The sequence below is a fragment of the Mycobacterium shunyiense genome, from assembly GCF_058270035.1.
Genome location: NZ_JBZDPT010000006.1, coordinates 1 through 21,709 on the forward strand (window position 1 = coordinate 1; position 21,709 = coordinate 21,709).

A 21,709-nucleotide genomic window follows, 5' to 3' on the forward strand; every position below is an offset into this window, starting at 1 on the left:
CCCGCATCGTCTACCGCCGACTCCATACCGACGAACAAGCACGCCTCAACGACCCCCAACCCGCCGCCGCTTGACATAGGAGCAATGCTCGCGGTGCAGACCGGAACGACGCGAGGGCACCGACGGCGGCGAGCACCGCGAATGCGGCGAAAAGCCAGCGCGCTGCGGCCGCGTCGGCGGTAGCGCTGAGGTTGACGACGACACCGGCCAGACCCGCGCCGAACGCCCCGCAGATCAGTTGCACGGTGTTGATGGCCGCCGCCGCGGCCGGCCCCTCGGCGGGATCGTCCACGCTGCCCATGGCCCACGCGGACAGGTGAGGCCAGGCAATACCGATCCCGGCGCCGGTGACCACGAGCGCCGCCGCCCAGGCCCACACCAACCACGGCGTCATGCCGTCCCGGATCAACACCGCACCCAAGGCCAGACCGGCCGCCATCACCAGAGGCGCGACCGCCACCGTCCGCCCGATCGCGCGCCGATTCTGCAGCGACGCACTGACGATCTCGCCCGTGGTCCAGCCGACCGACAACACCGCGCCGAAGAAGCCCGCCATCACCGGCGTCAGGTGCCCCAGACGTTGACCGAACAGCGGCACATACATATCCACCATGGTGGCGGCCATCAGCACCCCGAGGCTCAGGTAGATCCACTTGAGCGGACCGGGCCGGAATGTGCTGGGCGGCAACACCGATGCCCGGGCGCGGCGGTCGACGAACAGGAACCCGGCCACCAGTGCCAGCCCGACACCGAGCAGTGCTGCGGTCCCCCGCCAGTCGTGCGGGATACCCGCTACGCTGACCGACATGGCCGCAGCACCCAACAGGGCCAGCGACCACACCGGAATGCCGGGCGCCGAAACCCCGGCCGTCCCTCTGGCGGGCAGGGCGACCGGCACCAGGACGGCCATCGCGAGCGTCAGGATCACCAGCACACCGAACGCCCACCGCCAGTGCCCGAACTGCGCGAACAGCCCGCCCGCCGCCGGACCGATCAGTGTGCCGACACCCCACATCGCCGACACCAATGCAGATGCTTTGGTCCACAACGTATTCGGCAGCGCCGTGTTGATCACCGCGTAACCCAGGCCGGCCAGCAGTCCACCCGCGAAGCCCTGCACGGTGCGCCCGAGAAGCAGGACCTCCATGCTGGGGGCCAGGGCACAGCCGAGGCTTCCGGCACCGAACACCGTGAGCCCCAACAGGTATGCGTGTCGCGGACCCAACCGCATCAGCAGCGAGTGGACCGTGGTGGCCGCGACCACCGACGCAACGAGGTACACCGTCGTCACCCAGGCGTAGAACCGCTGCCCGCCGATGTCGCCCACCGCACTGGGCAGCAGGCTGATCGTCAGGAACTCGTTGGTCGCGTACAGCAGCACGCCGCCGGCCAACACGGTGGATGCGCCCAGGTAGCGGGCACCCAGCAACTGCCGCCAGGTCCCGGTATCGGGCGTCACGGTATCGGTCACACCGATGACGCTAGAAGCTGAACCGCCGTTGAGGTCAACTCTGATTACTTCAGGCCGGCCGCGTCCATCCCTCGCAGCTCCTTCTTCAGGTCCTGGATCTCGTCGCGGATGCGCGCCGCCAGTTCAAACTGGAGATCACGGGCGGCAGTCATCATCTGTTCGGTCAGATCCTTGATCAGATCGGCCAATTCGGCCCGCGGCATGTTGGTGGTGTCGCGCCCCTCGACGATGCCGGCACTGACCGCCCGCCCGGGTTCACCCTGAGCGCGCCGGCCACGCGAGGCGTTGCGCCCCGAACCGCCCACCTCGACGGACTCGGTGTCGTCAGCCTCGCGGTACACCTGGTCGAGAATGTCGGCGATCTTCTTGCGCAGCGGCTGCGGGTCGATCCCGTTGGCCTCGTTGTAGGCGACCTGCTTGGCGCGGCGGCGTTCGGTCTCGTCGATCGCCTCACGCATAGAGTCGGTGATCTTGTCGGCGTACATGTGCACCTCACCCGACACGTTGCGCGCCGCGCGGCCGATGGTCTGGATCAGGCTGCGCGTGGAACGCAGGAAACCCTCTTTGTCGGCGTCGAGAATCGCCACCAGCGACACCTCGGGAAGGTCCAGGCCCTCACGCAGCAGGTTGATACCGACCAGCACGTCGTACTCACCGAGGCGCAGCTGCCGCAGCAACTCGACCCGTCGCAGGGTGTCGACCTCCGAGTGCAGATAGCGGACCTTGATGCCGAGCTCCAGCAGGTAGTCGGTGAGATCCTCGGCCATCTTCTTGGTCAGCGTGGTGACCAGCACGCGCTCGTCGCGCTCGGTGCGGGCACGGATCTCGCCGATCAAGTCGTCGATCTGGCCCTTCGTCGGCTTCACCACCACCTTCGGGTCGACCAGACCCGTCGGGCGGATCACCTGTTCGACGAACTCGCCGCCGGCCTGGCTGATCTCGTAGGCGCCCGGCGTGGCCGACAGGTATACCGTCTGCCCGATCCGGTCGGCGAATTCCTCCCAGGTCAGCGGCCTGTTGTCGACGGCCGAGGGCAGTCGGAAGCCGAAATCGACCAGGTTGCGCTTGCGCGACATGTCCCCCTCGTACATGCCACCGATCTGGGGCACGGTGACGTGGGACTCGTCGATGACCAGCAGGAAGTCCTCGGGGAAATAGTCCAGTAGTGTCGCGGGCGCCGAGCCGGCCGGCCGGCCGTCGATGTGCCGCGAGTAGTTCTCGATGCCCGAGCAGAACCCGACCTGCTTCATCATCTCGACGTCGTAATTGGTGCGCATCCGCAGCCGCTGGGCCTCCAGCAGCTTGCCCTGCCCTTCCAGCTCGGCCAGCCGCGCCTCGAGCTCGGCCTCGATGGTGGAGATTGCATGCTCCATCCGTTCCGGACCGGCCACATAGTGGGTGGCCGGGAAGATCCGCAACGAGTCGACCTGCCGGACGATGTCCCCGGTCAGCGGGTGCAGGTAGTACAGGGCCTCGATCTCGTCGCCGAAGAACTCGATCCGCACGGCGAGCTCCTCGTAGGACGGGATGATCTCCACCGTGTCACCGCGCACCCGGAACGTGCCTCGGGTGAACGCCATGTCGTTGCGGTTGTACTGGACGTCGACCAGCAGCCGCAGCAGCCCGTCGCGCGGCACCTCCTGACCGACCTCCAGCTCGACCGAACGGTCGAGATAGGACTGCGGCGTGCCCAGGCCGTAGATGCACGACACCGAGGCCACCACGACCACATCGCGCCGGGACAACAGGCTCGACGTCGCCGAGTGGCGCAACCGCTCGACATCGTCGTTGATCGAGCTGTCCTTCTCGATGTACGTATCGGTCTGGGCGATGTACGCCTCGGGCTGGTAATAATCGTAGTACGAGACGAAGTACTCAACAGCGTTGTGCGGCAACATCTCCCGCAATTCATTGGCGAGCTGGGCGGCCAGGGTCTTGTTGGGCGCCATCACCAGGGTGGGCCGCTGCAACCGCTCGATCAGCCAGGCCGTGGTGGCCGACTTTCCGGTACCGGTGGCGCCGAGCAGCACGACATCACGTTCGCCGGCCTTGATCCGGCGCTCGAGTTCGTCGATCGCCGCCGGCTGGTCACCGGCCGGGTCGTACTCACTGACCACCTCGAATCGGGCACCGGTACGGACCAGACCAGTTACGGCATCGGCAGCCGGTCGGTACTCCGAATGCGCGAGCACAGGATGTTCGGTCGCGAAGGCCATGCTCACCAGCGTAGAACTGTGCACCGACAACTTCCGCCCGCGTTCGCTCCCCGCGTAGGCTTGGCCCATCCACCCGCCCAAGCACGAGACATTCGACCTGGTGGCCCGCACGAACACCGACCCCAAGGGCATCGTGCGGGCTGTCGACGTCTACACGGTGGAGCCCTGGGGCCTTTACATGGCCCGACCGACGCCCGGCCGGGCCCAGTTCCACTACCTGGAATCCTGGTTGCTGCCCTCGCTCGGGCTGCGGGCCAGCGTGTTTCATTTCAGCCCCGGCCACGAGCGTGATCAGGACTTCTACCTCGACATCGGTAGCTACACCGCGGGGCGGGCGGCCTGGTACTCCGAGGACCACTATTTGGACCTGGTGATCCGCACCGGGCGCGGCGTCGAGCTGTGCGACGTCGACGAACTGCTCACCGCCGTCCGCCATGGATTGTTGAGTCCGGAGGTCGGAGAACAGGCGGTGCAAACCGCGGCCACCGCGATCGAGGGCTTGGCGAGCTGCGGCTATGACCTGGCTCAGTGGCTGTCCGGCAACGGAATGGCCCTGACGTGGCGGGGAGCGTAAGGTCAGGATTCATGAGCTCAGCTAAGTACGTCTGGGGAGCCCTCCCCGCGCTGGCAGGACTGCTCACCGGCGCACTGTTGATCCCCGCCGCGGCACAGGCCGACCCGGAGGCCCCGCCGCAGGTGGAACCGCTGCCCGACCAGCAGCTACACAACGTCACCTACCGCGCCAGGATCGACGGCGTCTCGCGCAACGCGACCATTGCCTACAAGATCGACGACGACAACATCAACACCGCCGACCCCTCCATGCTGCCGGGCCGGATCTTCGAAGCCACCGGTGTGGTGTCCGATCCGGAGACTGCCGGAATGGCGGTCCGCATCGACTGGCCGTACTCGGCGAACCTGCACTGCGAGATCCTGGTGGACGACCAGCTCATCGCACAGGCCGATACCTTCGTCGGCCCGCGACTGACCCGGCCCAAGGACGATCCGAGCTACGGCAGCCTGCCCTGCGGCGCCCCGTTGAACGCGCCGATACCAGGCACCGTCGCCGACACCGCGCCGCCGGCCACCGATGCCGCGCTCCCGCCGACCGACCCCGCAGCCCTGCCGCCGGCAGAAGCTGAGCCGCCGACAACGTAGCCGTCAGCGCTTCAGCCAGGACTCGACCGTGTGCCGGGTGTCGTTGATATGGGCTTCCATCTGCGTGGCGGCCAGGTCCGGATCACGGTTCGCGATCGCTTCGAGGATCGACTCGTGGTAGTCGTTCGCGTTGGGTTCCAGACGTCCGAAGATCGCACCGACCGGTAGCCACATCCTCCGGCGGGCGTCCGCGACCGCCTCGGCCAGCCGATCATTCTGCGAAGCCTGGGCTATACCGAGATGAAACGCCGAATCCAGAGTCTGAAAATCCGCGGTGTGCTGCGCCGACTGGTCGTTCATCCCCGTCTGGAGCGCGGAATCCATGTCTTTGAGCAGCCTGCGCAGATCGGTGACATCCGTGGCGCGACGCCGCTCGGCGGCCATCCGGGTGGCCCCGGTCTCGACGATCACGCGGTAGTCGAAGGCATCGCGGATCGCACGCTTGTTGCGGCGCATCTCCCGACGCATCACGGCCGCGTCGTAGTGCGGCGCCTGGACGGTGAACCCGCCGCCTCGACCGCGCCGCACGGTGATCAGGCCCTCCTTCTCGAGCACAGCCACGGCGGCGCGCACGGTGGTGCGAGAGACGTCGAGCACGTCCGAGAGTTCGCGTTCGGTGGGCAGCCGATCGCCGGGACGGAACTGACCGCGTTCCAGCGCCCGCCGCATCTGGTCGACGACCAACTCATGTGCGGCAATTTGACGGACCGGAACCAAGGCCGGTTTCGATGTTGGCACGTTCGTCCCCCCTTTGGACGCTTCGAACGCTACCGCACAGCAGCAGCAGAGCGGCCCACACAGCCGGCCACTGGATGGCCACGTGCGAAACCTGGTGCCGCCCAGTGACCTAGGGCTGCCAGCCCGTCGTGTCCGCCCACTTCCACGCGCGTCGGTAGGCGTCCAGGAACCACGGCTCTTTGGCCACGGCGTAGTCAGCCGTCGCGAGCGCGGCACGCTTGGCCGCCAGATAGTCGGCCTGCACGCCGGGGTTGGCCCGCAGCCAGTCGACGAACATCAGCGCGAAGCGCTGGTTGGGCCGGCCATCCACCCGGATGTGCACATTGGTGGGCCGGCCCGGATCTGCCGAGGCATGGAAACGCTTCTGCCACAACGCCGGATCGTCATCATGCGGTGTGTCGGTGGTGATGTCCGGCACCACGGGATAGCCGGCGGTCAACAGCGCCTCGACGAGTTCGTCGGCGATATCCAACGACCCGACCGTCACCTGCACATCGATGACATCCTTGGCGTCCATTCCCGGCACGGCGGTCGAACCGATGTGGTCGATGCGCACCGCGCGGTGCCCGCATGCCGTGTTGAGCCGGGCCAGGATCCGACGGGCCTGATCGGGCCAGGTCGGGTCATATGGCACCACGACCGGGTCCCGACGGGCCGGTCGGCGGATCTGCACGTTGTGCGCGAAAGGCAGGATCCGCTCGTGCCAGAGGGCGCGAGCCTGCTCGACGACGGCACCCGGGCTGCCCGAGTTGTCCAGCCACACATCGGCGACCGCACGGCGCTGCTCCACGGTGGCCTGCGCGGCGATGCGGGCGCGGGCGTCCTCCTCGGTGAATCCGCGGTACTCGATGAGCCGCTTGACGCGCAGTTCCGCGTCGGCGTTGACGATGATCACCAAGGGGAACATCGGCGCCATCTGCGATTCCACCAACAGTGGGATGTCCTCGACGATCACGGCATCTTCGTGGGCCGCCGCGATGAGCTCCGACCGGCGGTGCGCCACCAGCGGATGCACGATGCCGTTCAGGGTGGCACGCTTCTCGTCGTCGCTGAAGGCGACCGCCGCCAGCGCAGGACGGTTCAAACCCCCCTCGGGCAGCAGGATTCCGTCGCCGAATGCCTCGACCAGCTTGGCCAGGCCCTCGGTTCCGGGCTCGACAACCTCACGCGCGATGACGTCACCGTCGACGATGATGCCGCCGAGATCGCTGAATGTGGCCGACACTGTTGACTTCCCGGCGCCGATACCGCCGGTTAACCCGATACGAAGCACGCCCAACAGTGTGTCAGGCCCCCGGAACGACGAACGCCCCGACCCAAGAGGGCCGGGGCGTTCGTTGCCAGAATTACTTACGCATTGCCTGCGAGCTTCTCGCGCAGAGCGGCCAGCTGTGCATCGCTGGCCAGCGTGCCACCAGTGGACTCTTCGCGACCAGCGCCGTTGGACGACGACGAGGTCGGACGGGCAGCTTCCTCGGCCTCGGCCGCGGCGAACTTCTCCATCTGCGTGGTGTGCATCTTGTGACGACGCTCGGCCTCGGCGTAGCGGGCCTCCCACTCCTCACGCTGCTTGTCGAAGCCTTCGAGCCATTCGTTGGTCTCGGCGTCGAAGCCCTCGGGGAAGATGTAGTTGCCCTGCTCGTCGTAGCTGTCGGCCATGCCGTACTTCGACGGGTCGAACTCCTCGGTGTAGTCCTCGTTGGCCTGCTTGAGGCTCAGCGAGATCCGGCGACGCTCCAGGTCGATGTCGATGACCTTGACCATCGCGTCGTCGCCGACCTGGACCACCTGGTCCGGGACCTCGACGTGGCGCTCGGACAGCTCCGAGATGTGCACCAGACCCTCGATGCCCTCCTCGACGCGGACGAACGCGCCGAACGGCACCAGCTTGGTGACCTTGCCCGGCACGATCTGACCGATCGCGTGGGTGCGGGCGAAGTGGCGCCACGGGTCTTCCTGAGTCGCCTTGAGCGACAGCGAAACCCGCTCGCGGTCCATGTCGACGTCGAGCACCTCGACGGTGACCTCGTCGCCCACCTGAACCACCTCGGACGGGTGATCGATGTGCTTCCAGGACAGCTCGGAGACGTGCACCAGGCCGTCGACGCCGCCGAGATCGACGAAGGCGCCGAAGTTGACGATCGAGGAGACGACACCCTTGCGGATGGCGCCCTTCTGCAGCTGGTTGAGGAACTCGCTACGCACCTCGGACTGGGTCTGCTCCAGCCAGGCGCGGCGGCTCAGCACCACGTTGTTGCGGTTCTTGTCCAGCTCGATGATCTTGGCCTCGATCTCCTTGCCGATGTACGGCTGCAGATCGCGGACACGACGCATCTCGACCAGCGATGCGGGCAGGAAGCCACGCAGACCGATGTCGAGGATCAGGCCGCCCTTGACGACCTCGATGACGGTGCCCTTGACGGCCTCGTCCTTTTCCTTGAGCTCCTCGATGGTGCCCCAGGCACGCTCGTACTGAGCGCGCTTCTTGGACAGGATCAGGCGGCCTTCCTTGTCCTCCTTGGTGAGAACGAGGGCCTCGACCTCATCGCCAACGGAAACGACCTCGTTGGGGTCGACATCGTGCTTGATGGAGAGTTCGCGGGAAGGAATGACACCTTCGGTCTTGTAACCGATGTCGAGCAGGACCTCGTCACGGTCAACCTTGACGATGGTTCCCTCGACGATGTCGCCATCGTTGAAGTATTTGATGGTTTTGTCGATGGCGGCGAGAAAGTCCTCAGCCGAGCCGATGTCGTTGACGGCTACTTGCGGCGAGGTGACGGAGGGAGAGGGCATGTGGTGGGTTGCTCCGGACAGGTTTACTAGTAGGGACAATTGTGTTGCGTGTATTGCGTTCGTGCGGATCCGTGACGGCGACTAGAAGATGTCCAGCTGTACGCACAGATACGTAACGAGGGTACTCGACCAGGCACACGCAGGACAAACCGGCTCCCCCGAGGGTCGTTCCGACGGCCCGCCGGAGCGTCCGCCGAATTTGTGCGGGATGGCAGACCAAACTTCTGCCAGGGACGGCAGCTACCCACCGTTACGCTTCGCACGTGGCGTACTCCCCGACCCCCGGCCCCCATCATCGGCCGTGGTTTCCGATCACCGCACCAATGCCCAGGCCGGTACGCAAGGTCGGGGCTCCGCTGGCCGCGATCATCGCCTGCGGTGTCGTCATCGGCGCACTGGTGCTGTTGTTCACCGCGCTCAACCCGGCCGGTGCGATCATCGGGTTCACGCTGTCCAGCATCGTGATGACCGGCGCGGTGTTCGCCTACCTGTGGCTGGACCGGTGGGAGCCGGAGCCGCCGCGATTGTTGCTGTTGGCGTTCGGCTGGGGTGCCGCGGTCGCCGTCGTGCTCTCGCTGATACTGGGCCTGTTCGCCGATGCGCTACTGGCGACTCCCGGGGTCGACTCGTCCCACAGTTTCGCCTCCGTGGCGATCCGGGCGCCGCTCATCGAAGAGGCCGCCAAGGGCTTGTTCCTGCTGGTCATGATGACCGGCAAGCGCCGCAATGAGCTCAACTCCCTGACCGACTGCCTGGTCTACGCCGGCCTGGTCGGTCTCGGCTTCGCCTGGCTGGAAGACATCATGTACATCTCCAGCGCGGATTCGTTGGGGGGATCCCTGCTCACCGCGGCGCTGCGACTGATCATGGCGCCGTTCGCCCACTCGCTGTTCACCACGATGACCGCGATCGGCGTGTACTTCGCACTGCAGCGGCGCAGCGGCCTCGCGAAAGCGCTGTGCATCCTGACCGGCTACCTCGGCGCGGTGCTCATGCACGGGCTGTGGAACGGCTCGTCACTGCTCGGTGCCGGAACCTACTTCATCGTCTACATCGTGTGGATGGTGCCGATCTTCATCATCATGATCGTCGTCGCCGTCACCAGCCGTCGCCGCGAACAGCGCGTGGTGGCCGCCAAGCTGCCCGGCATGGTCGCCGCCGGGCTCATCACCCCCAACGAGGCCACCTGGCTCGGATCGTTGAAAACCCGCCACGGCGCCGTCCAGCAGGCGACGCTGGCCGCCGGGCGCCCCGCCGGCAAGGCCGTCGCGGCGTTCGCGGCCGCCGTCGTCGAACTCGCCTTCGTCCGCGACCGCATCGACCGCGGTTTCGGCGATGCCCAGGTGTACGCGCTGCAGCAGGAAGAGGTGTATTCGGTGACGGCCGCCCGCTCGGCCGCACCGATTCTGCAGTGGCTCGCCAACTATCAGGCGCCCGTCCGGTACTGAGCGGTCCCTCCCGATTGCGCGATGACGGCACAATCTGGGCATTCCGAGACCAGCGGGTGCACGCAGGTGACGACGTGCGAAAGGAACTGCTCGGCGCGCTGCAGCCGGGAGATATCCGTCCTGATCCGCTCCAGCGTGGTCGTGATCAAGCCGATTCGCCCGTCACGGTCGGCGGCGCGCAATGCACGAATCTCCGCCAGCGCGAGGCCTGCCTGCTGAAGGAGCCGCACCAACCGGGCCCTGGCGAGCAACTCGTCGTCGTAGCGCCGGTGCCCTGACGCGCTCCGCAGCGGGACCAGGACCCCGACGTCTTCCCAGTGCCGCAGGACGTGCGACTCGACGCCGACCGCCGCGGCGGCAGCCCCGACCGCGTACATATCGCCCATGTCAGTTCTCCTTGACTTCAGGTCGACCTGAAGTTCTAGCTTCGCACACATGACTACCACTGCCGCCCAAAGTCAGGTTCGACAACCGAGCCTGTGGGCCTGCTGCTCGGCGTTCGCCCAGGCACCGGTCGGACTCCTCCGGCCGCGACGCGCCGACCGGAACTTCCTGCAGCAGCTGTCCGACGTCGGCCTGCCGCCCGCCACACAGAACGTCAGAGTCCGCGCACTGCGCCAGATGCCCAAATGGGTCCCCACCGCAGGCACCGTCGAGGGAACCCGCTCTCCGCGCCGTATTCCCATCGCCCTGACAGCGTTCGTCATCGAGCATCCGCGGGCCCGCTTCGTGGTGGATCCGGGCATGTGCGCCGATATTGGCACCCGGGTGCTCAGCCAGCTGCCTGCCGTACTGCGTCCGGCTGTCGGGCCGCCGGCCGAGGCGATCACCACCGCGGCGGCACTGGCCGAAGAGCTCGACGAGAATCACGTCGACTTCGCGCTGCCGACCCATCTGCATTGGGACCACATCTGCGGGCTTCTCGATCTGCCCGCCATGCCCGTGCACATCCACCAGCCAGAACTTGACTGGGCCACCAGCGGTCCGGTCGCACCGGCCGGCGGCGTGCGGGATTCCCTGCAGCACAGGACGATCACGACATTCGCACTCGACGGCCCGCCGATCCTGACGTTCGAGCGAAGCCACGACCTATTCGGCGACGGCGCGGTGCAACTCGTCGACCTCCCCGGCCACACTCCCGGCAGCATCGGCCTCCTGATCAACACGGCCGGCGGATGGGTACTGCTGGCCGGCGACGCCGCATGGCACAGTCTCGGGGTGGAACACATCCGGCAAAAGCCCAGTTACCCAGGCGTATTCGCCGATGAGGATCGTGACGCGAGCTTCCGCACTCTGCACCGGCTGCACGCGGTCAGAGACCAGGTCCGGATCGTCCCGACACACGACCACACCGCCTCGACATCGCTGCCGCAGAGCTAGTCGAACGCACCCCAGCCCATGCGCCGCTAGTGCGCGGCTCCGGCCCATGCGCCGCTAATGCGCGGCGGCGTCCCAGCTGCGGCCGTAGCCCACCGACACCTCCAGCGGCACATCCAACGGATACGCGTTGCCCATGTGCTCGCGCACCAACGCCTCCAGCGCGTCCCGCTCCCCCTCGACCACCTCGAAGAGCAGTTCGTCGTGCACCTGCAGCAGCATGCGTGACTTGAGCCCGGCCTCCTTGATGGCCTCGTCGACGTTGATCATCGCCACCTTGATGATGTCGGCGGCGCTGCCCTGGATGGGCGCGTTGAGCGCGGCCCGTTCGGCGGCCTCGCGCACATTGCGGTTGCTGCTGTCGAGCTCGGGCAAGTAGCGCCTGCGCCCGAACACCGTCGAGGTGTAGCCGTCCTTGCGGGCCTGATCGACGACGTCGCGCAGGTAGTCGCGGATACCACCGAAGCGCGCGAAGTACTGCTCCATCTGGATCTTGGCTTCTTCGGTGGAGATCTTGAGCTGGCTGGCCAACCCATAAGCGCTCAAGCCGTAGGCCAGGCCGTAGGACATCGCCTTGACCCGCCGACGCAGTTCCGGGGTGACCTCGTCGATCGGCACGTCGAAGGCCCGCGACGCAACGAACGAGTGCAGGTCCTCGCCGGTGTTGAAGGCTTCGATGAGACCTTCGTCGCGGGACAGGTGCGCCATGATCCGCATTTCGATCTGGCTGTAGTCCGCCGTCATCAGCTCCGAATAGCCGTCGCCGACCACGAAGGCGTCCCGGATCCGCCGACCCGCCTCGGTCCGGATCGGGATGTTCTGCAGGTTGGGCTCGGTGGACGAGAGCCGACCGGTGGCGGCGATGGTCTGGTTGAACGTCGTGTGAATCCGGCCGTCGGTGGCGACGGCGGCCAACAACCCGTCGACGGTCACCTTCAGCCGGGTGGCGTCCCGGTGGGCCAGCAGATGCTGCAGGAAAGGATGCCCGGTCTTGTCGAACAGCGATTGCAGCGCATCCGCATCGGTGGTGTAACCGGTCTTGGTGCGCTTGGTCTTGGGCATCTCCAGCTCGTCGAACAACACGACCTGCAGCTGCTTGGGTGAGCCGAGATTGATCTGCTTGCCGATGACCGCGTACGCGGCCTCTGCGGCGTCGCGGATCTGATCGGCGAACTCGCTCTGCAACTCCGTGAGGTAGTCGCTGTCCACGGCGATGCCGGTGTGCTCCACCTGGGCGAGCACCCGCTGCACCGGCAGCTCCATGCGGCCCAAAAGAGACGACGAGTCGATCTTGGCCAGCTCCTCGTCGAGCGCATCGGCGAGGTCCAGCACCGCGCACGCCCGCAGGATCACGGTCTGCACCGCCTGCTCGTCGACGCCGTCCGAATCATCGAGCAGTGAAAGCTGTTGTTGCTCCGGGCTTTCGGCGCGAAGCTCCCGCTTCAGGTACCGCACCGACAAATCGTCGAGGGCGAAGCTGCGCTGCCCGGGCCGAACCAGGTATGCCGCCAGCGCAGTGTCGGAGGTGACCCCGAGCAACGTCCAGCCCCGGCCGGCCAGGTCATGCATGGCCAACTTGGCCTCGTGCAGGGCCTTGGGTGGGCCGGGGTCGGCCAGCCAGGACGACAACGCTTGCTCGTCCTCAGCCGTCAGCCTGGCGGTGTCGATGTAGCGGCCGTCGCCGTCCGCGGAGACGATGGCCAGGGCCGTGGCGTCGGCGTCATACGCCAGGTGCGTGCCGACCACCGCCATCCCGAACCGGTTGCCCAGGCTGTGTTCGGACAGCCACGCGGCCAGCTCTCCCGGTTCCAGTGCCCGCCCACGCACATCGAACCCGTGCTCAACCTCCGGTTCGGCGGCCACCAGCGTGTCGAACAGCCGGTCCCGCAGCACCCGGAACTCAAGATCGTCGAAGAGCCGGTGGATCTGGTCGCGGTCCCACGGCAGTAGGCGCAACGTATCCGGGGTCTGGGCCAGCGGCACATCCTTGACCAGTTCGGTCAGCTCGCGGTTGAGCACCACACTGGACAGATTGGACCGCAGCGACTCACCGACCTTGCCTTTCACCTTGTCGACGTTGTCGACCAGGGATTGCAGCGAACCGTATTCGACGATCCACTTGGTGGCGGTCTTCTCCCCCACACCCGGGATGCCGGGCAGGTTGTCGCTCGGGTCGCCGCGCAGCGCGGCGAAGTCCGGGTACTGCGTCGGCGTCAGTCCGTACTTCTCCACCACCGCATCCGGCGTGAACCGGGTGAGCTCGCTGACCCCCTTGCGCGGGTAGAGCACGGTCACGTCGTTGCTGACCAGCTGCAACGAGTCACGGTCACCGGTGACCACCAGTACCCGGTAGCCGGCGTCCTCGGCCTGGGTGGCCAGGGTGGCGATGATGTCGTCGGCTTCGAAGCCGGGTTCGGCCAACACCGTGATGCCCAGCGCGCCGAGCACCTCCTTGGTGATGTCGATCTGGCCGCGGAACTCGTCGGGCGTCGCCGACCGGCCTTCCTTGTACTCGGGGTACTTCTCCTTGCGGAACGTCTGCCGCGACACATCGAAGGCTGCGGCGACGTGACTGGGCTGCTCATCACGCAGCAGATTGATGAGCATCGCGGTGAAGCCGTACACGGCGTTGGTTGTCAGCCCACCCTGCGTCTTGAAGTTCTCCGCAGGCAGCGCGTAAAACGCGCGGAAAGCCAGGGAATTACCGTCGAGCAGCATCAGTGTGGGCTTCGCGTCCGTCACGGCCCTAACTCTATGCACCGCCGCCGACGAGTTCGGCGGCCATCTCGATCAGCGCCCGCGCGGCCGGGCTGATCGGCCCGCTCGCGCGCCAGGCCAGCACGAGCCGACCACGCAGTTCAGGCCGGATCGAAATGGCGTGGACATCGGTGCGTTGACGTGCCACCGAACCCGGGACGATCGCAACGCCCAGCCCCCGCGCGGCGAGATCGGCGAGCGCGTCGGGCGTGGCGGCCTCGAACACCACGTGCGGCGCGACGCCGGCCGCGGCGCAGGCCCGGTCGAACTGCCGACGGATGCCGCCACCGGCAGGCAGCGAGATGAGCGGGCGCTGCGCGAGCGCGGCCAGTGTCACAGTCCGGCGCTTCACCCAAGGGTCGGAACGGCTCACCACAGCCTCGATCGGTTCGTCGGTCGTGGTGGCAACCGCCAGGCCGTCGGGCACCTCGGAAGAACCGACCGACGTGATCGCGACATCGAACCTGCCGCTGCGGACACCGTCGATCAGCGCGTCAGAGGTATCGGTGGACAAGGTGATCTCCACCGCCGGGTGAGCCCGGTGGTAATCGGCCAGCAGTTGCGGCAGGTCGACGTTGTGGGCCGTCACGGTGCCCACCGTCACCGAGCCGCGGACCAGCTGGGTCAGCTCGTCGACCGCGGTCCTGGCGTGCCGCACCGCGTCGAGGGCGGCACGCGCATAGGGCAACACCGCCGCCCCGGCCGCGGTCAGCCGGACCTCGCGCCGCGACCGGTCCAGCAGCGGCTGACCCAATTCCCGCTCAAGCCGGGCGATCTGGGCACTGACTGCGGGTTGCGCGACATGCACACGCTGCGCGGCGCGGGTGAAGTTGGCCTCCTCGGTGACGGCGACGAAGTACTCAAGCTGCCGCAATTCCATAACACTTGATTATAGTTTGTGTACTGAGATGCTATTGGACTTATAAATACTGCTCCGCGCAGGCTTGAGTCATGGACATCGTCATCGCAGGGGCCGGTATCGGCGGCCTCACCACCGCACTCGCACTGCATGCCCGGGGCATGAGCGTCACCGTTGTGGAATCGGCGCGCGAATTCGCCGCGCTCGGTGTCGGTATCAACCTGCTTCCACACGCCGTACGTGAGCTGACCGAGCTGGGCCTGGGCGACGAGGTCCGCGCCATCGCGGCCACCCCGGCAGTCATCGATTTCTACTCCTCGGACGGGACACTGTTGTTCCGCGAGCCGCGCGGAATCGAAGGTGGCTACGGCTACCCGCAGTGCTCGGTGCACCGCGGCAAGTTGCAGATGGTGCTGCTCGACGCGGTCCGGGCCCGGCTGGGCGCCAAGGCGGTCCGGACCGGTGCCGGCGTCGTGGATTTCGCCGAAACGGCTGACGCGGTGCGCGTGCAGACCCGTGCCGGCGATTTCACCGCCGACGTGTTCGTCGGCGCCGACGGGGTGCACTCGATGGTACGGCGCAGGCTGCACCCGGGCCCCGATCCACTCGCCTGGTCGGGAGTACGGATGTTTCGCGGCGCCAGCCGGATTCGGCCGTTCCTCGACGGCCGCACGATGGCCATCGTCAAGGGTCCGCACGGCGTCGAGCTGGTCACCTATCCGATCGGCGGTGATCTGGTGAACTGGGTGCTGCAGGTCCCCGAAGCCGGGGCCGGCCCCCTTCCCGGCGACGCGAACTGGAACACCCCGACCGATCCCGCGGCCGTGACCGCCCACATGTCCGGCTGGAGCCTGGACTGGCTGGACACCGCCGAGCTGGTGGCCCGATCCGACACGGTGTTCGAGTATCCGATGGTCGATCGGGAGCCACTGCCGCACTGGGGAACTCAACGCGTCACACTGGTCGGTGACGCTGCGCATCCGATGTACCCGGTCGGAGCCAACGGCGGGTCCCAGGCCATCCTCGATGCCGCCGCGCTGGCCGACGAACTGGCCGTCGGCCGCGGTGTCACGGGTTACGAAGCCCGCCGCGTCCCGGAGACGACGGCCGTGGTGTACGCCAACCGTGAGATGCATGCCGGTGACCCGCGCGACCTGGACCGCGTCACCGCCACCTACCGACGAAACACTCTGGCGGACCGGAGTTCCCGATGAACGAGCGATCGAACGCGAACATTGTTCTCGTACCCGGCGCGTGCCACGGCGGCTGGTGCTTCGATGACCTGGCCGCTGCGCTGCGGGCCGACGGCCACCGGGTGCTGACGCCAACCCTGACCGGGGTCGCCGAACGCGCGCACCTGGCTCACGCCGGGGTCAACCTCGACACCCACATCGCCGATGTGATCTCCGATTTCCACGCTCACCGCGTCACCGACGCGGTACTGGTCGGCCACAGCTACGGCGGCATGGTGATCACTGCGGTTGCTGACCGCATCCCAGACCGTGTGCGCACGCTGGTCTATCTGGATGCGTTCGTCCCGCGCGACGGCGAGTCCTGCTGGTCGCTGACCAACGACGAGCAGCGCCAGTGGTACATCGGGGTCGACGCGACCGGCTACGGCGTGCCCCCGCTGCCGTTCTTCGACGAACGCGCGACGGCCCACCCTCTGGCGTCACTGTTGCAGCCGGTCCGCCTCGGCGACGAGCCGCCGGGGATTCGCCGGATCTACGTCTGTGCCCGGCGGTGGCCGACGGAGTCGCCGTTCGCGCCGACCTACGAGCGGCTCCGCAGCGACCCCGGATGGACGACGTATGCCCTCGATGGGGCGCACAACCTCATGCGGGACAACCACACTGATCTGGTGCGCATCCTGCGGGACGCCGCCGGCGCGTAGTCCGCCGACGACACGTCGGTCGCGTAACCTTCCCTCGTGCCGTCGCCCCGCTCGATTCTGATCGGACAGGTGACGTCGCTGACCGGTCCGAATTACATGGGTCTGGAGAATCGGGACGGCGCAGAACTCGCGGTACGGCAGTTGAACAACGCCGGCGGTGTCCTCGGCCGCCGCTTAGAGCTGACCGTCGAGGACGACGCGAGTCTCCCTGCAGGCGCAGTGGCCGGCTACCACCGGCTGGCCGATCGGGGCGTCAGTGCCGTCGTCGGCACTTCGTTCTCCAACGCGAGCCTGGCGGTCCTGCCGCACACCGACGATCGCAAAGTCGTGTACATGTCGACGGGAGCGGCGCACACCCAGGTCGATCCGGTCCGTCCGTATGTGTTCATGACGCCGCCGACCGGGCGGCTGGTCGCCGCACAGCTGCTGAGATACCTCCGTGATCACGGTCTGACCCGAATCGCGGTGGTGTTCGATTCCGACAGTGTCTTCAACCGCGAGGCGTGGGTGGCACAGGAGACCATGTTGAGAGAGTTCGGAATCGAAGTTGTCGCAATCGAATCCGTCAAGGTCGACACCCGGGACTTCAGGCCCGTTATCGCGCCGATTGCTGCAGGTGGCGCACAGGCTCTGATGGCGTGGGTCACCGGTCCCCCGGCAACCGGATTGGCGCTGGCATTTCGCTCAGCGGGCCTGAGCATTCCGATGGTCGCCGGAATCGGTGCCGCCAGTCCGGCATTCGTGGACGAGGTCGGTCCGGGCGCTGACGGAATCGTCGTGGCGACATCCTTGATGGCCGTGGAGGCAGACCTGCCACCGTCAGCGACCCGCGCCGTCATCAGCGGCCTGACCGAACCGTTTCAGCGCCGACACGGTGCGCCACCGTCACAGTTCGCGGTCGATGGGTACACCGCCGTAAAGCTCATCGCCGGAGCCATCGAGGCGGCGGGCGAGGATATTCCGGAGGCGGTCCAGCAGTCCATGGAATCCCTGACATGCCTCACCCCTGAGGGCGAATACCACTTCACGCCCGCCGATCATTCGGGCCTCGACGTGGGGGACGTGGCCGTCGCAGTCATTCGAGACAGTCGGTTTCGGCTGACGCCGTGGTCCCGAGCGGAGTTGCTCCGACATCTGACATAGCGGTCGCTGGCTCGCCCGCGAGGCTGAGCCGCTCGCGGATGACGTTCGCCTGGGTGCTGATTGCGCCGATATAACCGTCGGGCCGCACCAACACGTAGGCGCCGACAGGTACGTCGTAGTCCAAACTTGGCCCGAGGCTCACCTGGGGAACACCGAAATCTACTGTTTTGCAGTCGAATTCCAGCACAGTCCAGTGCGGGCCGCGGAACACGTCGAACAATCGACGGCCATCGGGCAACAGACCGTCGGGTGCCCGGTCGCCGGCTTGCAGTCCGTCCAGGCTCGCATCACCGGCCGCCAGTGGACCGCCCCGGTAGCCGATGTCCAACTGGTGGATCGCGGCCGGTGCCGGCCCCGTCCCGCCGAACCCCTGGCGATGTAGCGCACCGCTGAGTTGCAGTACCTCGGCGGCAACGGGCAGGCGTTCGGCCTCATAGCTGTCCAGCAGGTCAGCGGGTGCACCGGCGATCACCGCGGCCAGTTTCCAACCGAGGTTGTAGGCGTCCTGCACCCCGGTGTTCACGCCCTGCCCTCCGGCGGGTGAGTGCACGTGGGCGGCATCCCCGGCGAGGAAGACGCGGCCGATCCGGAATTGTTGCGCCATGAGCAGATTCACCCGGTACAGCGAGATCCACCGCAAGTCCGACAGCGTGACGTCGCGCCGGCCCGACCGTTGTTCCAGCACCGCCTGCATTCCCTCGAGGGTCAGCGGTGGCGGGTCCTCGCCCGGCTCCATGGTGACCACCAGTTGGTAATTCTCGCTGCCGGGGAGGTTCCACAGCGAGAACCGCCGAGATTGATCGCCGTCCCGGGTCAGCAGGTGACAGCACCGGCTATCGAGCCCGCTGACCCGCACGTCACCGACCACGATGCGTTCCTCGGTCAGCGCACCGCCGAGAAACTCGACCCCCGACACCTTGCGTACCGTGCTGCGGCCACCGTCGGCACCGACCAGGTAGCCGGCGCGGATTCGCCCGCGGTTGGTGTCCACCGTGACGCCGTCGTCGTCCTGCGTGAAACCCGTTACCTCGGTGTCGAATTCGATTGTGCCACCGAGTTCGGCGAACCGCGCCGCCAGGATCTGGTCGGTGCGCCACTGCGGGATCAGCCAGGTGTACGGATAAGGCACCGCCGGCGCAGGCTCCAGCTCGGGCAGCCCGAGGAGCTCGTAGATCGGCTTCTCCCAGACCACGTCGGCGCCGCGGTACAGCCGCATGGGCGGAAACGACTCACCGGCGGCCAGCACCGCACCGCTGACCCCGAGGTCGTCGAAGACCTCCAGCGTGCGCGGCTGCAGCCCCTTGCCGCGCGAACCGGGAAACAACGTCGCCGCCTTGTCCAGCACCCGCGTCGGCACGCCTCGACGAGCCAGTTCGATGGCCAAAGTGAGTCCGGTCGGCCCGGCACCCGCGATCACGACCGTCATCGACAGACACCTCCCAACAGAACCAGCAGCACGTCATCGATCAGCCGTGCGCTGAATGCCGCATCGATCGGCAGGTCCAGGTGGATCTGGCGCAGGATCATCGCCTCGGCCACGTCATGGACGAGCTCGACATCGACGCCGGCGGCGAGGTCACCCCGGGCGATGGCCCGTTGCAGCGCATCGTGGAACGGCGAAAGCTCCTCCTTGGCGAGGTGTTCGCGGATGGCCTCGGCCAGTTGTGCGTCGTGCCGCATCAGCGTCGCGAGCTCCGCAGTCACCCGCGTCAGCGGGTCCGCCACCTCCGCGGCGACCGCATCCATGACGGCGAACAGGTCACTGCGCAGCTGCCCGGTATCCGGCATGGCGGCGTTGCGGGCGGCGTCCGTCGCGTCCAGCGTGGCGCGCACCAGCTGTGCCTTGTTCGGCCACCGGCGATAGATGGTGGCCTTGCTGGCACCCGCCCGCGCGGCGACGGCGTCCATGGTGAGCGCCTGATATCCCCGCTCCGCCAGCAGTTCCGCCGTCGCGGCCAACACTGCCTTTTCTCGCTCCATGCCTCGCACCATGCTCGAAGCGTACGAAACAGTTTCGTACTCTTCAAACCAATATCCTGGCCCGCGGGACAAAACTGCAACACGTTTCAGTTTTGCGGTCTTGATCGTTTAGGCTGGCCTCGTGCCAGCAGCATCTTCGCAACCCGCGATCGACGGATGGTTCGCCACCGACGACGCCGGTGCCACCCACCTAATCGGCGGCAAGTGCACTCAGTGCGCCACTTTCGTGTTCCCGCCGCGCGAGAACAACTGCCCCAACCCGGCCTGCGCCAGCGACACCCTCGACCTGGTGCCACTGTCCCGCCGCGGAAAGGTGTGGAGCTACACCGAGAACCGGTACCTCCCGCCGTCGCCGTATCCGAAGACCGACCCGTTCGAGCCGTTCGCGATCGCCGCGGTGGAGCTGGCCGACGAGGGCCTGATCGTGCTCGGCAAGGTCGTCGAAGGCACCCTCGCCGCCGACCTCAAGGTCGGCATGGAGATGGAGCTGACCACCATGACGCTCTACACCGACGACGAGGGCGTCGAGCGCACCACCCACGCCTGGAGGATCGCCTGATGAGCGCACCCGAACCGCTGTACATCCTCGGCGCGGGAATGCACCCGTGGGGCAAGTGGGGACGCGACTTCACCGAGTACGGCGTCGTCGCCGCCCGCGCCGCCCTGGCCGAGGCCGGGCTGGACGCGCAGCAGATCCAGTTCATCGCCGGCGCGGACACCATCCGCAACGGCTACCCGGGCTTCATCGCCGGGTCGACGTTCGCCCAGAAGCTGGGCTGGAACGGCGTGCCGGTGTCGTCTTCGTACGCGGCGTGCGCGTCGGGCTCGCAGGCGCTGCAGAGTGCGCGCGCCCAGATCCTGGCCGGATTCTGCGATGTCGCACTGGTGATCGGTGCGGACACCACCCCCAAGGGCGCCTTCGCGCCCGTCGGCGGCGAGCGCAAGAACGATCCCGACTGGCAGCGCTTCCACCTGCTCGGCGCGATGAACCCGGTGTACTTCGCCTTGCTCGCGCGGCGCCGGATGGATCTCTACGGCGCCACCGCCGAGGACTTCGCCCAGGTGAAGGTGAAGAACTCCCGCCACGGCCTGCAGAACCCGAATGCGCGCTACCGCAAGGAATCCGCGATCGAGGACGTGCTGGCCAGCCCGGTGGTCTCCGACCCGCTGCGCCAACTCGACATCTGCGCCACCTCCGACGGCGCGGCCGCTCTGATCGTGGCTTCGAAGTCGTTCGCCGAGAAGCGCCTCGGCTCGCTCGAGGGTGTGCCGTCGGTACGTGCAATCTCGACGGTGACCCCGCGCTACCCGCAGCACCTGCCCGAATTGCCGGACATCGCAACAGATTCCACCGCAGTCGTGGCGGCGCCGGAACGGGTGTTCAAGGACCAGATTCTCGACGCAGCCTACGCCGAGGCGGGCATCGGCCCCGAGGACGTCAGCCTGGCCGAGGTCTACGACCTGTCCACCGCACTCGAGCTGGACTGGTACGAGCACCTGGGCCTGTGCGCCAAGGGTGAAGGCGAGCAGCTGCTGCGTTCGGGCGCCACGACCATCGGCGGGCGCGTGCCGGTCAACCCGTCGGGCGGCCTGGCCTGCTTCGGCGAGGCCATCCCGGCCCAGGCCATCGCGCAGGTGTGCGAGTTGACCTGGCAGCTCAAGGGCCAGGCCACCGGCCGGCAGGTCGAGGGCGCGAAGGTCGGCGTGACCGCCAACCAGGGCCTGTTCGGCCACGGCTCCTCGGTGATCGTCGCCCGGTGATCCCGTTGCCGCGCGAGCATTGCTCCTATGTCAAGCGGCGGCGGGTTGGGGGTCGTTGAGGCGTGCTTGTTCGTCGGTATGGAGTCGGCGGTAGACGATGCGGGCGAGGCG

General features: G+C 67.2%; 19 protein-coding genes. 9 read left to right on the forward strand and 10 right to left on the reverse strand.

Annotated features, from left to right (window positions below; genetic code table 11):
* Positions 1-10: 10 nt before the first annotated feature.
* Both AC4ELS_RS06330 and uvrB read right to left on the reverse strand, forming a co-directional pair.
* On the reverse strand, positions 11-1,471 hold the full coding sequence (locus AC4ELS_RS06330) for an MFS transporter (protein WP_499046413.1): 1,461 nt from the start codon (positions 1,469-1,471) through the stop codon (positions 11-13).
* A gap of 44 nt (positions 1,472-1,515) precedes the next feature.
* On the reverse strand, positions 1,516-3,687 hold the full coding sequence (gene uvrB / locus AC4ELS_RS06335) for an excinuclease ABC subunit UvrB (RefSeq protein ID WP_064960661.1): 2,172 nt from the start codon (positions 3,685-3,687) through the stop codon (positions 1,516-1,518).
* Positions 3,688-3,754: 67 nt separating this feature from the next.
* On the opposite strand from uvrB, the gene AC4ELS_RS06340 reads away from it, so the two are divergent.
* A complete protein-coding gene (locus AC4ELS_RS06340; RefSeq protein WP_498884147.1) occupies positions 3,755-4,261 on the forward strand; it encodes a ribonuclease FAU-1 family protein in 507 nt (168 codons plus the stop codon).
* 11 nt (positions 4,262-4,272) lie between these two features.
* Complete coding sequence (locus AC4ELS_RS06345; RefSeq protein WP_463791185.1) at positions 4,273-4,845, forward strand: hypothetical protein; 573 nt, start codon at positions 4,273-4,275, stop codon at positions 4,843-4,845.
* A gap of 3 nt (positions 4,846-4,848) precedes the next feature.
* On the opposite strand, the gene AC4ELS_RS06350 is transcribed toward AC4ELS_RS06345, so the two are convergent.
* From AC4ELS_RS06350 to rpsA, 3 genes are all read right to left on the reverse strand, one after another.
* Complete coding sequence (locus tag AC4ELS_RS06350) at positions 4,849-5,583, reverse strand: FadR/GntR family transcriptional regulator (RefSeq protein WP_064960638.1); 735 nt, start codon at positions 5,581-5,583, stop codon at positions 4,849-4,851.
* Positions 5,584-5,692: 109 nt separating this feature from the next.
* Complete coding sequence (gene coaE, locus AC4ELS_RS06355) at positions 5,693-6,856, reverse strand: dephospho-CoA kinase (protein WP_499046417.1); 1,164 nt, start codon at positions 6,854-6,856, stop codon at positions 5,693-5,695.
* 77 nt (positions 6,857-6,933) lie between these two features.
* Positions 6,934-8,379 carry a 30S ribosomal protein S1 gene (gene rpsA / locus AC4ELS_RS06360; RefSeq protein WP_055114791.1) on the reverse strand — a complete coding sequence of 482 codons (1,446 nt, stop codon included), beginning with the start codon at positions 8,377-8,379 and terminating at the stop codon, positions 6,934-6,936.
* 263 nt (positions 8,380-8,642) lie between these two features.
* On the opposite strand from rpsA, the gene AC4ELS_RS06365 reads away from it, so the two are divergent.
* Entirely contained in the window at positions 8,643-9,827 is a 1,185-nt protein-coding gene (locus AC4ELS_RS06365; RefSeq protein WP_236734704.1) for a PrsW family intramembrane metalloprotease, read from the forward strand.
* Here AC4ELS_RS06365 and AC4ELS_RS06370 read toward each other — a convergent pair.
* Positions 9,806-10,213 (reverse strand): helix-turn-helix domain-containing protein, encoded by a 408-nt coding sequence (locus AC4ELS_RS06370; RefSeq protein WP_236734703.1) that lies wholly within the window; start codon positions 10,211-10,213, stop codon positions 9,806-9,808. The genes AC4ELS_RS06365 and AC4ELS_RS06370 overlap by 22 nt on opposite strands.
* Before the next feature lie 49 nt (positions 10,214-10,262).
* Between AC4ELS_RS06370 and AC4ELS_RS06375 the strand changes: the two genes are divergently transcribed.
* Positions 10,263-11,207 (forward strand): MBL fold metallo-hydrolase, encoded by a 945-nt coding sequence (locus AC4ELS_RS06375; protein ID WP_499046419.1) that lies wholly within the window; start codon positions 10,263-10,265, stop codon positions 11,205-11,207.
* Positions 11,208-11,261: 54 nt separating this feature from the next.
* Here AC4ELS_RS06375 and polA read toward each other — a convergent pair whose 3' ends face one another.
* Positions 11,262-13,922: a DNA polymerase I gene (polA, locus tag AC4ELS_RS06380; RefSeq protein WP_499046439.1), complete on the reverse strand. Its 2,661-nt coding sequence runs from the start codon at positions 13,920-13,922 to the stop codon at positions 11,262-11,264.
* A gap of 34 nt (positions 13,923-13,956) precedes the next feature.
* Positions 13,957-14,841, reverse strand: a complete 885-nt coding sequence (locus AC4ELS_RS06385) for a LysR family transcriptional regulator (protein ID WP_064960633.1) — start codon at positions 14,839-14,841, stop codon at positions 13,957-13,959.
* 71 nt (positions 14,842-14,912) lie between these two features.
* On the opposite strand from AC4ELS_RS06385, the gene AC4ELS_RS06390 reads away from it, so the two are divergent.
* The 3 genes from AC4ELS_RS06390 to AC4ELS_RS06400 are packed head-to-tail and all read left to right on the forward strand — an operon-like array spanning position 14,913 to position 17,857.
* A complete protein-coding gene (locus AC4ELS_RS06390; protein ID WP_499046422.1) occupies positions 14,913-16,034 on the forward strand; it encodes an FAD-dependent monooxygenase in 1,122 nt (373 codons plus the stop codon).
* Positions 16,031-16,714, forward strand: coding sequence for an alpha/beta fold hydrolase (locus tag AC4ELS_RS06395; protein ID WP_499046425.1), 684 nt, complete (start codon positions 16,031-16,033; stop codon positions 16,712-16,714). Before AC4ELS_RS06390 ends, AC4ELS_RS06395 begins: the two co-directional genes overlap by 4 nt.
* A gap of 36 nt (positions 16,715-16,750) precedes the next feature.
* The gene (locus tag AC4ELS_RS06400) at positions 16,751-17,857 is read left to right on the forward strand and encodes an ABC transporter substrate-binding protein (protein WP_499046428.1); all 1,107 of its coding nucleotides are present in this window, start codon (positions 16,751-16,753) and stop codon (positions 17,855-17,857) included.
* Here AC4ELS_RS06400 and AC4ELS_RS06405 read toward each other — a convergent pair.
* Complete coding sequence (locus AC4ELS_RS06405; RefSeq protein ID WP_499046430.1) at positions 17,790-19,283, reverse strand: FAD-dependent monooxygenase; 1,494 nt, start codon at positions 19,281-19,283, stop codon at positions 17,790-17,792. The two genes, AC4ELS_RS06400 and AC4ELS_RS06405, sit on opposite strands and share 68 nt — an antisense overlap.
* Positions 19,280-19,837 carry a TetR/AcrR family transcriptional regulator gene (locus AC4ELS_RS06410; protein WP_499046433.1) on the reverse strand — a complete coding sequence of 186 codons (558 nt, stop codon included), beginning with the start codon at positions 19,835-19,837 and terminating at the stop codon, positions 19,280-19,282. Before AC4ELS_RS06410 ends, AC4ELS_RS06405 begins: the two co-directional genes overlap by 4 nt.
* 121 nt (positions 19,838-19,958) lie before the next feature.
* Here AC4ELS_RS06410 and AC4ELS_RS06415 point away from each other — a divergent pair, with 121 nt between their 5' ends.
* Together AC4ELS_RS06415 and AC4ELS_RS06420 are read left to right on the forward strand one after the other, a co-directional pair.
* Entirely contained in the window at positions 19,959-20,396 is a 438-nt protein-coding gene (locus tag AC4ELS_RS06415) for a Zn-ribbon domain-containing OB-fold protein (protein ID WP_055114812.1), read from the forward strand.
* Positions 20,396-21,598: a lipid-transfer protein gene (locus AC4ELS_RS06420; protein WP_499046436.1), complete on the forward strand. Its 1,203-nt coding sequence runs from the start codon at positions 20,396-20,398 to the stop codon at positions 21,596-21,598. Before AC4ELS_RS06415 ends, AC4ELS_RS06420 begins: the two co-directional genes overlap by 1 nt.
* Positions 21,599-21,709 lie beyond the last annotated feature (111 nt).

Bases quoted from the DNA above. Each gene is read 5' to 3' on its own strand.
- uvrB (WP_064960661.1), bottom strand. From the start codon at position 3,687: ATGGCCTTCGCGACCGAACATCCTGTGCTCGCGCATTCGGAGTACCGA.
- AC4ELS_RS06345 (WP_463791185.1), top strand. From the start codon at position 4,273: ATGAGCTCAGCTAAGTACGTCTGGGGAGCCCTCCCCGCGCTGGCAGGA.
- rpsA (WP_055114791.1), bottom strand. From the start codon at position 8,379: ATGCCCTCTCCCTCCGTCACCTCGCCGCAAGTAGCCGTCAACGACATC.
- AC4ELS_RS06370 (WP_236734703.1), bottom strand. From the start codon at position 10,213: ATGGGCGATATGTACGCGGTCGGGGCTGCCGCCGCGGCGGTCGGCGTC.
- AC4ELS_RS06375 (WP_499046419.1), top strand. From the start codon at position 10,263: ATGACTACCACTGCCGCCCAAAGTCAGGTTCGACAACCGAGCCTGTGG.
- polA (WP_499046439.1), bottom strand. From the start codon at position 13,922: ATGCTGCTCGACGGTAATTCCCTGGCTTTCCGCGCGTTTTACGCGCTG.
- AC4ELS_RS06385 (WP_064960633.1), bottom strand. From the start codon at position 14,841: ATGGAATTGCGGCAGCTTGAGTACTTCGTCGCCGTCACCGAGGAGGCC.
- AC4ELS_RS06390 (WP_499046422.1), top strand. From the start codon at position 14,913: ATGGACATCGTCATCGCAGGGGCCGGTATCGGCGGCCTCACCACCGCA.
- AC4ELS_RS06395 (WP_499046425.1), top strand. From the start codon at position 16,031: ATGAACGAGCGATCGAACGCGAACATTGTTCTCGTACCCGGCGCGTGC.
- AC4ELS_RS06405 (WP_499046430.1), bottom strand. From the start codon at position 19,283: ATGACGGTCGTGATCGCGGGTGCCGGGCCGACCGGACTCACTTTGGCC.
- AC4ELS_RS06410 (WP_499046433.1), bottom strand. From the start codon at position 19,837: ATGGAGCGAGAAAAGGCAGTGTTGGCCGCGACGGCGGAACTGCTGGCG.
- AC4ELS_RS06420 (WP_499046436.1), top strand. From the start codon at position 20,396: ATGAGCGCACCCGAACCGCTGTACATCCTCGGCGCGGGAATGCACCCG.